The sequence below is a fragment of the Saccharopolyspora karakumensis genome (genome assembly GCF_004349225.1).
GTDB classification, from domain to species: domain Bacteria; phylum Actinomycetota; class Actinomycetes; order Mycobacteriales; family Pseudonocardiaceae; genus Saccharopolyspora; species Saccharopolyspora endophytica.
In genome coordinates, this window is record NZ_SMLA01000087.1 from 1 (window position 1) to 13,650 (window position 13,650).

Sequence of the window (13,650 nt, forward strand, 5' to 3'; positions counted from 1 at the left end):
CCCCCGTCCCCCACCGGGTTTTCCGATTTCAGTGGAAGTCCTGTCCCCGACTTCAGTGGAAACCGGGGGGCAGGACTTCAGCGGAAGTCCGGGAACGGTGACGGGGTGTCTTGGGGTTCGGGTTACAGGTCGAGGGTGAGGGTTGTCCGGGCCCTGGAGACGCAGGGGGTGATGTGGGTGGTGTGCTGGGATTGCTGCAGGTAGAGGTCGTTGTGGACGGGGTCGCCTGCGGTGTAGGCGGTGACGCACTCGCCGCAGACTCCCCTGCGGCAGCGGCGGGGGACGGTGATGTCCGCCGACTCCAGGGCGTCCAGGAGGGTTTCGCCCTCCCCGACCTGGAGGGTTGTGCCGCTGCGGCGCAGGTGGGCGGTGAAGGGTTCGCCGGTGGCCGGGGTGTTTCCGAAGTGCTCCACGTGCACGCGGGCGGAGGGCCAGCCGACGTCGCGGGCCCGGGCGGTGACCTCGTCCATGAACGGCGTCGGGCCGCAGACGTAGAGGTGCGCGCCCAGGGGCTGATCGGTGAGGTCGAGGACGCGCCAGAACTCGGTGCGGGAGTCGGTGATGTGCGCGCCGGGGAGCTCGTCGGCGTGGGCCGCGTCGCGGGAGAGGTAGTGCACCTCGACGGAGCGCTGCCAGGCCTCGGCGGCTCTGAAGTGCGAGAGGATCGGTGTGATGCCGATCCCGGCGGCGACGAGCAGGTGGTGGCGGGCGGTGTGCACCGGGGCGAACCCGCTTCGGGGGTGGCCGGTTTCCACGACGTCGCCCGGACTCAGCCGGTGCATCCAGCGCGAGCCGCCGGAGCCGAGGCGCACCGAGAGCTCGTAGTGCTCCGGCCGGAACCCGTCGCCGGTGAGCGAGTAGGAGTTCCAGCGCGGCCGTCCTCGCTCGTCGGTGCCGCACAGCACGTCGAGGTGACTGCCGGGCGTGTACGAACGCAGCTCGCCCACCAGCCGGATCCCCCGCACGCCGTCGGCGATGACCCGGGTGTCGGCGACGGTGAGCCGGTTCATCGGCGCAACCACGCGAGCAGGTCGGGACGGATCTCGCCGTAGCCCTTGTAGTCGGCCATCTCGTCGGGGAGTTCGGCGAGCACGGCCGCGAACTGCTCGCGCCAGGCACCGACCAGCACGAGCTCCCGCATCGGCAGCAGGTGGGTGCGGATCAGGAACATGATCGAACCCGACATCGGCAGCCGGATCAGGTGCTGGACCTCCACCCGCAGGTGCAGGTCGTCGCCGATGTCCGACAGCCGGCCGCGCTCGGCGCCCCACTCGTCGTAGGTCTCCAGCGACGCGTCCAGCCGGTGCCCGACGGTCGAGCTCCAGTTCAGCCGCCGGTAGCAGTCGCCGGGCTGCATGCCGAGCAGGAATCTCTCGGCTCGCGGGATCGCGCCGTCGGCGAAGTCCCGCGGGACGGGACCGTGCAGCTCGGTGAACGACATCCCGAGCACGAACCGGATCGACCAGTTCGACGCGAAGGTCACCACCCCGGCGTCGGCGAACAGCTGCCCCTCGCGTTCGTCGAGCAGCACGATGTCGTCGGGCACCTGGGAGGCGGCGAACCGCAGCGGCGGCTCGCCCAGCGAGTCGTCGTCGCCGAAGCGGAACCGCCTCGCAAGACCGAGTCTTGCGTTCTCCCAGCGGAATTCGCGGTCGCCGCACGGAGTGAGCGTCATCGCCTGGTCCGTGGCGGCGGCTTCGGAGAGCAGGTGCAGCAGCGCGTCCCAGGACGCTGCTCGCATGTGCCCGAGCTCCACGTGCCGACCCGGATCGCGGGCGAGGATCGCCGCGCGCTCGGCGAGCTCGGTCTCGTAGTCCTCGTTGAAGTCCAGGACCGCGCCGCCCCACTCGCCCGCCGCCGTCCGGTGGACGCGCGGCGCGGGCTCGACGTTGACGCTGTAGCGGTAGCGGCCGCTCTCCAGCGGCCACGGGAACCGCCGCACTCGCGTCGGCAGGATCACCGGAACGCCTCCACGTCAGCGCGAAACCCCAGGTGCGAACCGCGAAGCCGGGACACGTGGGAGTAGATGTGCAGCAGCTGCCCGCACCCGCCGCAGGCGGTGCGCTCGCCCGCCGTCGCCGTCACCTCGGTCTCGGCGGCGCAGTGCGCGCAGTGCACCACCACCCGCTCCCGGGTGGTGACCTGGCACCGGATCTCCTCGTCCACGGCACCGGCCGAGAGCGCCTGCGAGCGCAGCGCCAGCACGCCGGCTTCGGGTCCGGCCAGCATCAACCGCCACCCGACCCGCGCCTCCCGCAGCTGCGCGGCCAACGCTCCGGCCGCGGACACGGCGTCGTCCGCCTGCAGCGTCCACACAGGACGATCGATCGAGCGGACCCAGCCGCGGGTGATCTCCCGCGCCTCGTCGCCGATTCCGAGGACCGCGAAGCACCGGCCCGAGGGATCGACCTCGACCCGCTCCGGCCACGCGGGCAGGCTGGTGCGCGCACCGGCCGCCATCCGCTCATCGGTCATCGCACCCCCCGACCCCGAGTACACAAAGGCCGGGCGCGGGTGTCAACCGCGCCCGGCCCAGGTCACGGGATCACTGCACCGCCCAGTACCCGAACGACTTGTAGTCCGGCGACGGGCCGAACGAGGTCAGCGCGGCCAGGCGGACGGTCAGCTCGCTGCTGGTCACCAGGTGCGCCGGGATCGTGATGACGGTCTCCGACCAGCCCTTCGTCTCCGGCTTGAGCCAGTGCTTGCCGAGGTCGGTGCCGTCGACGATCACCCGCACGTCCCGCGCTCCCGTGTACAACCCGGGCTTGGGACCGGCGGAGTCGTGCCGGGCGATGAGCCGGACCTCCTCACCGGGGACCAGGTTGCGCAGCGTGAACTCCTCCTCGCCGACGATGTGCCGGGCGCTGTCGACGACCTCGTGCCCACCGGTTTCGAGCGTGCGGGCCTCGGTGAGCGGCTGGAAGCCCGCTCGCGAGGTGTGCACCTCGTGGTCGTGGTCGGCCTCCGAGGTCATCGACCCGACGTTGACGTGGTCCCGGATGGTGCCGCGGAACGGCCGCATCGGCACGTCACCGGTGTCGATCAGGCTCCAGTCGGCCTTGTACACCGTCATCACCGGTAGTGAGAGCACAGGCGCGCCCAGGACGCCGGCGTCGGCGAGGTGTTCCAGCTGCACCCCGTTGGGCATGCGGTCGTAGATGGCGATGTAGTCGGGGCGGTCGTCGGGCGACATCGCGCGCAGTTCCTCGTAGAGCGCGCCCATGCCGTGCAGCGCGGGTTTGGCGAGGCCGTTGGTCGTCAGCCCCACGAGGTCCACCGTCGGGTGCCCGCCCAGGTAGGCGGCGGCGCCGACGTCGTGCACGCCCAGCCGCGCGCCTTCCGGCAGGTTGCCCTTGGTCCAGGCGGCCAGGGAGACGACGCGCTCCCGGATGCCGCCGGAGTCCCGCACCGCGTTGTGCACCCAGGTCGGCACCGACAGGGCCGTGAACAGCCCCGCCACCGCCAGCAGCGCCACCGGGGCCTTGTCGCCCAGCCGCAACCGCTTGCCGACCTCGACGAGGCCGATGACGGCGGCGAGCACGAACAGCGGCAGGAACGGCTGCAGGTAGCGGACCTGCTGCCACAGCGCGGTACCCATCGTGGAGATCGCGCCGAGCGCCAGCAGCGTTCCGATGCCGATCGTCCAGCCGACCCACCGCCGCGTCCCGCCGTCGCGGACCAGCACCGCCACGCCGAGCGCGGCCAGCAGCAGCGCGCCGGGGAAGGCGAAGTCCTGCCGGTTGAGCCCGGCGAGGATCTCCATGAACGCCGAGAAGTTGTCCGCGGTCTTGCCCGCGAGCTCGCCGAGGCTCAGGTTCGGCATGCTCAGGTGCGACTTGGCCTGCGAGCCGTTCGGCGAGGAGTGCCCGGTGGTGACCAGGTAGAACAGCAGCTGCGCGGCGATCACGGCGAACGGCAGCGCGCACCAGGCGACCGAGGCGATCCGGGTGGCGAGGTTGCGCCCGCGACGCGCGCTGAGGGCCATCATCAGCGGCGGCACCAGCAGCAGGAACACCAGGGCTTCCAGCCGGCACAGCGCAGCCAGCGACACCAGCACCGGGGTGAACCTGAAGGCGCCGCTCGGCGCCTCGCGGACCAGCATCAGCAGCGTCGCGACCAGCAGCAACGCGGTGATCGAGACCTCCATGCCGCTGGAGGCTCCCCACAGCAGAGGCCCGCTGAGCGCGACGAGCACGCCCGCCCACACCCCCGCGACCGGACCGGCGACGCGGCGGCCCAGCAGCACCACGCCACCGGCGGTGAGAGCGTGGCAGACCACGCCGAACAGGACGGCGGCGGGCAGCAGCAGACCGCCGTGCATCCCGAGGAAGTGCAGCGCGCCCAGCACCAGCACGTAGAGCAGGCTGCTGGCGCCGGTGCTGATCGGGTCGCCGTCGTTGTACCGCAGGAACTCGCCCTGCCCGATCTGCTTGCCGTACTGGAGGTGGATGTAGGTGTCGTCCAGCGGCGGGATGTAGTGACCGCCGTTGTAGTGGACGTTCACCAGCACGAAGCTCAGCCCGGCCAGCATCGCCAGCAGCGGCACCGCCCACAGGGCGGTCCGGTCCGCGCGCCACCGGGGCGCGGGGATGGTGCCTCGTCGTGTCGGCTCGGATAACTCAGGTTCGACGAGGTCGTTCGTCACGCTCAACCCAACCGGTCCTTCCAGGAAAGTGTTTCGCGCCCTGCTCACCGGTGGGCGGGCCCGCCTGATCGACTATAGATGGGCGTTTTCGCCCGATTCACCGGGACATCGGCTCCGGTCAGCGTTCGGTGCTCGACGCCCAGGTGTCGACGGCGGCGACGAGGCTTTCCGTCCAGGCGCGCAGGATTCGGCGACCGTCGGATCCGCTGGCGCCGCGCGGGTCGCCGAGGACGCCGTTGTCGCTGACCGCGGCGGTGCCGCCGTCGCGAAGCCGGTCGATGAGCTCCGGCAGCGGTTCGGTGTTGCCGGCTTCGGCCCGTTCCAGGTGGACGGTGTGCGGTCGGAGGGCGAGCATCGCGGAGGTTTCGGTGCGTCCGGCGTGGCTGTCGTCGGCCGGTCCGGTCGGCGACCAGGCCAGCACCCGGCGACCTTCGGAACGCAGCGTGCGCACCGCGTTGCGCACCGCAGCGGCGTTGCCTCCGTGGCAGGAGACGAGCACCACGCCGGCGAAGGCGTCGGCCGAGCGGCCGAGCTCGGTGAGCAGCAGTTCGGTAACGGTTCGCCCGATGGACAGGGTGCCGGGGAACACGGCGTGCTCCCCGCTGGAGCCGTAGGCCACGGCGGGTGCCACGACGACGGGCCGCTGCTCGGCGAGGCCATCGCACAGCGCGACGGCGATGTCGGTGTCCACCGTGCACGGCAGGTGCGGGCCGTGCTGCTCGGTGGCGCCAACGGGGACCGCGAGCAGCCGGGGTTCGCGCAGCTCGGGCCAGGTGGTCTCGCCGAGGTTCACGCCGAGTCCCCGTTGACCGGAACGCTGCTGCGCCCGCCCCGGTCGGTGAGCACCGGCCGGAGCGCGGTCGTGCTGCGTTCGCGCAGGGCCCCGCGCAGCACGCCGCAGCCGTAGGCGGCGTCGTCGGCGACGCGGGCGAGGGCGTGCCGGACCGGGTCGAGCTCGCCCTTCTCCGCGAGGTGGCGTGCGGCGACGAGGGCGAGCACGACGCGCCCGCGCCGGGTGAGCAGCAGCGGCGGGATCGCCAGCGGCGCCCAGGACCGTCCGATGGCGTCACCGAGAAGCCTTGCCGCACCGAGGTTCCCGTGCGCGGCGAGCTTGATCGACTCGGTCGCGGGAATGCCGAGCGCGCCGAGCTTGCGGGCGAGCAGGACGGCCGCCGCGCCGGTGACGGCCAGCGCCGTCCTGGGTCGCCCGAGTGCGATGAGCAGCCAGGTCAGCACGCTCCACAGCGAGATCCGCACGGGTGCGACGTGCTCGCCGTGACGCCGTCCGAGCGGCCCGGCCGAGCAACCGTAGCCGTAGCGCTGCCGCAGCAGGGCGGGCCAGCTGGGCCGCGGGGCGTGTTCGACGATCGCAGCGGGTTCGTAGCGGGCCTGGTGCCGGGCGGTGAGCCGCCACACCAGGTCGACGTCTTCCCCGAAGCGCATGGTCTCGTCGAAACCCTCGATCTCGGCGAGGGTTTCGACGCGGATCAGCAGCGCGGCGGTGGGGACGTAGCTGATGCGGCTGCCGGGCAGCACGGGTCCGGGCCGGGGGCCGAGATCCAGCGGTGAGCGGGTCTGCTCGTAGCGCTCCAGCGCCGAATCACCCGCGATGCTGCGCACTCTCGGCGCCACCGCGGCCACCTCGGGTGCCTCGAAGTGGCGCAGCAGCGGGCCCAGCCAGCCGGGCTGCGGGAGGGTGTCGGCGTCGAGGAAGGCCACCAGCGGCGTCGTGACCAGGCGCCACCCGGCGTTGCGGGCGGCGGCCGGGCCGCGTGCGGTGTCGTGGCGGACGGTGGCGCCGGGGATCGGTGTCGGGGAGCCGTCATCGACGACGATGACCCGCAGGCCCTCCAGCGCCGCGAGCAGCGCGGTGGGGTTCTCGCCGCGGACGGGGATGACGACGGTGAGGTCATCGGGCCCCAGGCTCGCCGTGTCGTGCTCGGGGTGCACCAGACCGGTGCGGACGAGCCGCTGCGCCAGCGATCTCCCGCTGGTCACGGGCTTTCCGGCCAGCCAGTCGTCGAGGAGCGCGCCCCCGCGCGCGGTCAGCCGCATGATGCGGTACGGGGATCCGCCCGCGACGGTCCGCCCGTCGTCCCAGCGCTGCAGGCTCGGATCGGCCACCAGTCTCACGCCGTGAACCCTCCGTCCGCGTGGACGACGGTGCCGGTGATCGCCGAGGCGCGTTCGTCGCAGAGCCAGCACACGGCGGCGGCGACCTCCTCGGGTTCCAGCAGTCGTTCGACGACCTGGTGCCCGGCGAACTCCTCCACGTCGTCGAGGGCGTAGTAGGCGGCGGTGGCGGTGAGCATGTCGGTGCGGGTCGAGCCGGGCGACACCGCGGTGGCGTTGATGCCGGTTCCGCGCAGGTCGGTGGCCAGTCCGCGGATCAGTCCGACCACCGCGTGCTTGGCCGCGTTGTAGCCGGCCAGGTGGTAGAGGCCACGGTGCGCGGCGGCCGAGGCGAGCGCGACGAACCGCCCGGCGCGGGGTTCGGGTCGCCGCAGCATCGCCGGGACAGCGGCGCGGGCCAGGCTGGACACGCCCCGGACGTCGATGTCGAAGAGCAGGTCCAGTTCGTTGTCGGTGGTCTCCCACAGCGGCGCCCCACCGGCCATCACGGCCGCCGCGGCGACGGCGGCGTCGAGCCCGCCGAACTCGGCCTCGGCGACCTGGACGGCTTCGGTCAGCGCGGCGGCGTCGCGGACGTCGGCGACCACCTCGCGCACCGACTCCGGGTGCTCGTCGGCGAGTCGGCGCAGCTCATCGCGGGTGCCGAGCGGGTAGGGCACGCCAGGCAGGTCGGCGCACACGTCGAGCGCGACGACCCGCCAGCCCTGGTCGGCGAGTTGCCGCACGACCGCGGCCCCCACTCCCCTGGCGGCTCCGGTGACGATCGCGACCCGGTTCACGGCCGAACCCCGTACCCGTGGCGCAGCAGGTAGGCCAGCAGTTCGTCGGCGGCCTCGGCCGCGCTCAACGGGCCGACGACGGTCGGCGGGGTGCGCTCGACCAGCGCGCCGGTCAGTTCCAGCACCCGGTGGTGGGCGCTGTCCCCGCTGGGGGCGGGGTGTTCGCGCGCTCGCGGGCGCCGGGGCCGGGAGCTGACGACGTCGGCGCCGACGGGAGCCGGGGCCCACGGCAGGAGTTCGATCTCGGCCTCCTGCGCGGCCAGCACGGCGGGCAGCGCGGCGCGTCGAAGCCGCAACCCGCCTTCGACGGAGACCACGGCGGGACTGGGCAGGCGCAGGATCTCGCGGGCGCCCCGGTCGAGGCGGCGGTGGGCCAGCAGCCGGTCGCCGTCGAGTTCGAGGTGGACCGCGCCGAGCGCCTGGGCGGCACCCAGGTGCGCGGCGAGCAGCGCCGGGGTGGCGCCGGTTCCGCCGTCGGTGGACCGGTCGCCGCAGAGCACCAGGTCCGGCGTCTCCGGCAAGGCGGTGGCCAGCGCGGCGGCGGTGGATCCGCTGTGCGCGAGGGCGTTCGGGTCCAGCGGTGCGTCGACGTCGACGCGGGTGGCGCGGTCCGCTCCGGACGCCAGCGCCTCGCGCAGCCCCTCCTCCGCTTCCGCCGGGCCGGCGGTGATGGCGTGGACCTGGCCGCCGGTGAGCTCGGCGAGTCGCAGCGCGTGTTCCAGCGCGGCGTGCTCGGCCGCGCTCTGGCCTCGGTGCCCGCCGCCCAGGGCGCCGGTGAGCGGGTCGACCTCGACCCGCTGCCAGGATCGGCTCAGTGCCACGGCGATGCGCATGTCCTCAGCCCTTCCGGAACACGACGCCGTGCCCGCCGTCGGGGTAGGTCCAGCTGATGGCGCCGTCGTTGTTGCAGATCTGGTAGCAGGTGCCGCATTCGAAGCACTGCTCGTAGTTGAACAGGATGCCGCCGTCGCCGGTGGGCACGAACAGCTTCGCCGGGCAGGCCGCCACGCACGCCTGGGTGGTGCAGGACCGGCAGATGTCGGTGTCGACGGTGATGTGCGCCCGCTCGCCGACGTCGAAGTCCACGGTGCCCATCCGGTCCTCGAACGAGATGCCTCGGTACATGGTCGCTTCTCCTCAGCCGAAGGTGCGCAGTCCGGTCCAGGCGTCCGCTGCCAGCTTCCGCAGGCGGACGCCGTGACGGGCGGCGGTGGCGCGGAACAGCGCGCCCAGACCGGGTTTCGGTGTGGGGTTGCCGACGGTGAACACGCCCTGGGCGAAGTCGCACAGCAGTTTCGGGTACTGCTGCTGCACCCGGTCCGACAGCACCAGGCCGGGTGCGCGTTGCAGCCGCTTGTGGTCGGCGAGCACGAAGTTGCCCTCCAGGCGTTCGCGGTAGCCGTCGAGCCCGCCGCCGTTCTCGACGGACTCGGCTGCGGTGCGTCCGGCGGCGAGACCGGATCCGATGGCGAAGTTGACTCCCTCCAGCCAGATCCCTGCTGCCAGGCACATCGCGGCGGCGTCACCGGTCACGAGCATCCCGGGCGCGGACAGCGGCGGCATGCTGCGGTACCCGCCTTCCGGGATGAGGTGCGCGGAGTACTCCTTGAGCTCCGCGCCGCGCAGGTAGGGGGCGATGGCCGGGTGCGCCTTGAGGCCGGCGAGCACCTCCTCCGGGCGCCTGCCCGAGGCGGCGAGCCCGGTGAGCGAGAGGACGACGCCGACGCTGACGGTGTCGCGGTTGGTGTAGAGGAACCCGCCTCCGGGGATGTCCCCGGTGCAGCCGAGGATCTCGAAGTCGGCGCCGTGGTCGCCGGTGAGCGCGAAACGCTCCTCGATGGATTTCCGCGGCAGGGCCAGGGTTTCCTTGACGCCGAGCGTCTGGTGCTCGGGGTCGGTTCCGGGCAGCAGTCCGGCCTGCTTGGCCAGGAACGAGTTGACGCCGTCGGCGGCGACGACCACCCGCGCCTGGATGTCGCCGTCGGGCCGGTCGGTGCGCACCCCGACGATGCGGCCGTCCTCGCGGATCACGTCGGTGGCCACGGTGGAGGTGACCAGCCGCGCTCCGGCGTCGACGGCTTTGCCCGCCAGCCACGAGTCGAAGTCGGCGCGGAAGGTCGTCATGCCGTTGTAGGGAGCGCTTCCCCAGTCCTCGGTGCGGAAGTCGACGGTGAGCGCCTGGTGGCCGGTGAGCATCATGGTGCTGCGGCGGGTCACCCAGCGCTGGACCGGTGCTTCGCGCCACCACTCGGGCAGCACCTCGTCGAGCACCCGGCCGTAGACGACGCCGCCGTAGACGTTCTTGGATCCGGGGAACGGACCGCGTTCGAGCAGGATGACTCTGCGCCCGGCTCGGGCGAGTTCCAGTGCGGCGGCCGATCCGGCGGGACCGGCGCCGACCACGACGGCGTCGACTTCAGGCATCTCGTCTCCGGCGGTCGAGTTCGCGCAGGACTTCGGGGGCGTCGGCGATGATGCCGAGGTCGGCCATCGCGGTCATCGGGCAGGACGGGTCGGTGTTGATGCTGACGACGTGCTCGGGTCGTCCCAGACCACCGGTGTGCTGCGCGGCGCCGGAGATGCCGAGGGCGACGTAGAGCGTGGGGTTGACGAGGACGCCGGTGGTGCCGATCTGCCGGTCGTGCCCGGCCCACCCGGCGTCGGTGACCACGCGGGTCGCTCCGGCCGAGGCACCGAGCCACGCGGCGACCTCGGTCAGCGTCCGCATCGCGGCGGTGCCGTCCTCGCCTCGCCGCACCAGGCCGGCTCCGCCGCCGAGGATGCGGTCGGCCTCGGTGAGCTCAACGGTCTCCGGTTCGGGTGCGCGGACCTCGACCGGTTCGGCGTCGAGCGCTTCAGCTGGGGTGACGTCGATGGTCACGGGTTCCGGTGGCGCGATCGGGCTGCCGATGCCGCGCACTCCGGGAGTCAACGTCACCACGACGGGCCCGGTGAAGCGAACCCGGATCTCCAGGGAATCGTCCGCTCTGGACAGATCGGCGGTGTCGGTGCCGCAGCGGATCGCTCCGGCGTGCAACGCCCTGCCGGTGCCGAACGCCAGCCGGGGCGCGAGGTCGCGTCCGTCGGGCGAGGCGGGCAGCAGCACGACCCGCACCGCCGCGAGCAGCGGGCCCAGCGTCGCGGCCAGCGAACCGGGCCCGACCTGCGCGGATTCGACGGACCAGGCGCTGCTGGCGGCGCGGAGCTCCTTGGCCGCGCGGGCGGTTCCGGTGCCGGCGAGCAGCACCGCTCCCCCGGCCTCGGCGACGGTCTCGTCGGCCCCGCCGGGCAGCGCGCCGTCGCGGACGACGACCACGGCCAGCACCTCGGGCAGCGCGTTCACAGTTCCACCGCCGCTCGATGTCCCTCGATCACCGCGGCGTGCGCGCGGCGCGGTGCCAGGCAGTCGCCCGCGCGGTGCACCGGGAACGGCGCGTCGCGCAGCTCGTGCCACAGCTCGTCGACCGGGCTCTGGTGCACCGCGCACACCACCCAGTCGACGGTGTGCTCGCTCATCTCACCGGTGGTGTGCTTGAGGATCTGCAGCGACACCCGCTCACCGTCGGCGGAGGCACCCATGACGACCTCGTCGGTGCGCTGCCCGATCCCCTTGGCGTGGGCGCGGATGGTGAAGGTCTCCATGTCCAGCGTGACGCCGAGGTCCTGGCAGACGACCATGCCCGGGGTGCTGATCTGCACCCGGCATCCTCGGTCGGCCAGCAGTTCGGCGACCGAGGCCGCCTGGTGGAAGCCGAGTTCGTCGACGATCAGCACCTCGCCTTCGGGCGCGGCGTCCCCGGCGAGCACGTCGCGGACGTCGACGACGCGCGTCAGATCCCCTGCCCACCACGGCGATTGCGGTCGAGCTCCGGTGGCCAGCACGACCGCGTCGGGGCGCTCCTCGCGGAGCAGCTGCGCGGTGGCCTCGGTCCCGGTCTTGATGTCCACGCCGTGGCGCTGGCACTCGGCGCGCAGGTTCCGCACCACGTCGAGGAATTCGGCCCGCCCCGGCACGCTCGCGGCCTGCGCGACCTGCCCGCCGGTCTCGGGCTCCCGCTCGAACAGGGTCACGTGGTGACCGCGTTCGGCGGCGGTGGACGCGGCCTGCAAACCGGCCGGACCACCGCCGACCACCAGCACGCGCCTGCGCCTGCGCGGCATCGGCAGGGCGATCGACTCCTTGCCGGTGCGCGGGTTCTCGATGCAGCCGAGCCAGCGGTTGAGGCCCATCCGGCCGACGCACTCCTGGTTGCAGGACAGGCAGGTCCGGATGTCGGTGGCGTGCCCCGACCGGGCCTTGGCCGCGAAATCGGCGTCGGCGATCTGGCCGCGCACCACGCCCACCAGGTCGCAGTGGCCCTCCTCCAGCGCCCGTTCGGCCTGCAGCGGGTCCTTGATGCGGCCGACGCCGACGACCGGCAGGTCGACGGCCTGGCGGATGGCGTTGGAGATGAACAGCGCGTACCCCGGCGGGATCGCCATCGACGCCTCGATCATGTAGAGCGTCGAAGTGGCCACGCCGATCGAGGTGTTGATGTAGTCGACCTTGCCCGTGGCCTCGACCATCGTGGCGACCTCGACGGCCTCGTCGATGGTGGTGCCGCCCTCGATCAGCTCGTCGCCGCAGATCCGCACGCCCAGCGCCCGATCGGGACCGAGCGATTCGCGGACGGCGTCGATGATCTCCAGCAGGATGCGGGCCCGGTTGGCCAGCGATCCGCCGTAGTCGTCGGTGCGCTTGTTGGTGGCCGGGGACAGGAATCCGCGCACGACCGACGAGTGCGAGCACTGCAGCTCCACCCCGTCGAACCCGCCTTCGGCGCAGTGCGCGGCGACCGTGCCGTACCCGGCGACGACCTCGGCGATCTCACGGGTGTCGATGGCCTTGGGCACTTCGCGGAACATCGGGTCGGGCACCGCCGACGGCGCCCACACCGGCAGCCGCGAGTACATCGACGACGCCTGTCCGCCGTTGTGGTTGAGCTGCGCGAAGATCGGCGTCCCGTGGGCGTGCACGGCCTCGGTGATGCGGCGGTAGCCGGAGATCACCGACGGGTCGAAGCCGTGGATGAGCTTCTCGTACGGCCAGTCTGTGGGATGGGTCGAGTGCTCCTCGGTGATCACCAGACCGGCACCACCCTCGGCGCGCGCCGCGTAGTAGGCGGCGTGCTGCTCGGTCGGGTGGCCGTCGCGCGCGTAGTTGGTGAGGTGCGCGGAGAACACGATGCGGTTGCGCACCGTCACCGGCCCCAGCCGCAGCGGCGAGAACAGGTAGCGGCTCATCGCAGACCTCCCGCCGCTCGACGGCCTTCCAAGATCGCCTCGTGCACGGTGCGGGGAGCGACGCAGTCACCGATCCGCACGCCGTCGAGTCGCTGGTCCGGCAGCCGGTGTCCGCAGTGGACGACGGTGGCGGCCGGGCGCTCCCGGGTTTCGGCGGTGTGGACGTCCTCCAGGACCACGTGATCGGACCGCACCTCGCGCAGCAGGGACCGCTTCTCCAACGCCACCCCGGCCCGCTGCAGGCGCGCGTTGGCGTCGGCGAGGTCTCCGGTGAGCGCGAGCTGCGTGCCCACGACCTGGTCCTGCGTCACGATCGCGGTCTCCACGCCCCGGCCCGCCAGCAGTTCGGCCACGCCGACGCCGACGAAGTCCCCGACGGGATCGTGCACCACCACCGGCCCCGGGGGCGTCTCACCGCTGAGCACCTCGACCACGTCGAGCACCACGCCTCCGTCGACCTTGAAAGCCCAGGGGCCCGGCACGGACCCGGTCGCCACCACGACCTCGCGCCCGGCCACGTCCTCCGGACCGGCCTCGACCCCGAGCCGCACCTGGACGCCGAGCCGCCGGACCTCCCCCTCCCACCACTCGACCAATCCCGCCAAACGCCCCCGACCTGCGACTTCAGCCGCAGCGCGCACCATTCCGCCGAGCCGCTCCTCGCGCTCGACGAGCTCCACGCTCCACCCCCGCAGGGCCAGCACCCGAGCGGCCTCCAACCCGGCAGGACCACCTCCCACCACCAACACCGACTGCGGCTCCACCCCGGACCCGAGCCGAACTCCCCTGGAACCCCAACCCCCAACG

At 72.7% G+C, this 13,650-nt stretch carries 13 protein-coding genes; all 13 read right to left on the reverse strand.

What is annotated here, in order from left to right; translation table 11 throughout:
• Positions 1-122: 122 nt before the first annotated feature.
• Complete coding sequence (locus tag E1202_RS29880; protein WP_132686660.1) at positions 123-1,010, reverse strand: PDR/VanB family oxidoreductase; 888 nt, start codon at positions 1,008-1,010, stop codon at positions 123-125.
• Positions 1,007-1,960 (reverse strand): heme-dependent oxidative N-demethylase family protein, encoded by a 954-nt coding sequence (locus tag E1202_RS29885; RefSeq protein ID WP_207918996.1) that lies wholly within the window; start codon positions 1,958-1,960, stop codon positions 1,007-1,009. The genes E1202_RS29880 and E1202_RS29885 overlap by 4 nt, the downstream gene beginning before the upstream one ends.
• Entirely contained in the window at positions 1,957-2,475 is a 519-nt protein-coding gene (locus tag E1202_RS29890) for a dimethylamine monooxygenase subunit DmmA family protein (RefSeq protein WP_132686661.1), read from the reverse strand. The genes E1202_RS29885 and E1202_RS29890 overlap by 4 nt, the downstream gene beginning before the upstream one ends.
• Before the next feature lie 70 nt (positions 2,476-2,545).
• Entirely contained in the window at positions 2,546-4,654 is a 2,109-nt protein-coding gene (locus tag E1202_RS29895; protein WP_132686662.1) for a hypothetical protein, read from the reverse strand.
• Positions 4,655-4,766: 112 nt separating this feature from the next.
• On the reverse strand, positions 4,767-5,441 hold the full coding sequence (gene mftE, locus E1202_RS29900; RefSeq protein ID WP_132686663.1) for a mycofactocin biosynthesis peptidyl-dipeptidase MftE: 675 nt from the start codon (positions 5,439-5,441) through the stop codon (positions 4,767-4,769).
• On the reverse strand, positions 5,438-6,781 hold the full coding sequence (gene mftF / locus E1202_RS29905; protein WP_132686664.1) for a mycofactocin biosynthesis glycosyltransferase MftF: 1,344 nt from the start codon (positions 6,779-6,781) through the stop codon (positions 5,438-5,440). The genes mftE and mftF overlap by 4 nt, the downstream gene beginning before the upstream one ends.
• A complete protein-coding gene (locus E1202_RS29910) occupies positions 6,778-7,560 on the reverse strand; it encodes a mycofactocin-coupled SDR family oxidoreductase (RefSeq protein ID WP_132686665.1) in 783 nt (260 codons plus the stop codon). The genes mftF and E1202_RS29910 overlap by 4 nt, the downstream gene beginning before the upstream one ends.
• A complete protein-coding gene (locus E1202_RS29915; RefSeq protein WP_207918997.1) occupies positions 7,557-8,393 on the reverse strand; it encodes a mycofactocin-associated electron transfer flavoprotein beta subunit in 837 nt (278 codons plus the stop codon). The genes E1202_RS29910 and E1202_RS29915 overlap by 4 nt, the downstream gene beginning before the upstream one ends.
• A gap of 4 nt (positions 8,394-8,397) precedes the next feature.
• On the reverse strand, positions 8,398-8,685 hold the full coding sequence (locus E1202_RS29920; protein ID WP_132686666.1) for a ferredoxin family protein: 288 nt from the start codon (positions 8,683-8,685) through the stop codon (positions 8,398-8,400).
• Between the two features lie 12 nt (positions 8,686-8,697).
• Complete coding sequence (locus E1202_RS29925; RefSeq protein WP_132686667.1) at positions 8,698-9,984, reverse strand: FAD-dependent oxidoreductase; 1,287 nt, start codon at positions 9,982-9,984, stop codon at positions 8,698-8,700.
• On the reverse strand, positions 9,977-10,903 hold the full coding sequence (locus tag E1202_RS29930; RefSeq protein ID WP_132686668.1) for a mycofactocin-associated electron transfer flavoprotein alpha subunit: 927 nt from the start codon (positions 10,901-10,903) through the stop codon (positions 9,977-9,979). Before E1202_RS29930 ends, E1202_RS29925 begins: the two co-directional genes overlap by 8 nt.
• Entirely contained in the window at positions 10,900-12,843 is a 1,944-nt protein-coding gene (locus E1202_RS29935) for a mycofactocin system FadH/OYE family oxidoreductase 2 (RefSeq protein ID WP_132686669.1), read from the reverse strand. The genes E1202_RS29930 and E1202_RS29935 overlap by 4 nt, the downstream gene beginning before the upstream one ends.
• A partial coding sequence (locus E1202_RS29940) for an NAD(P)-binding protein (RefSeq protein ID WP_165944031.1) occupies positions 12,840-13,650 on the reverse strand: 811 nt, incomplete at its 5' end. The genes E1202_RS29940 and E1202_RS29935, both read right to left, overlap by 4 nt.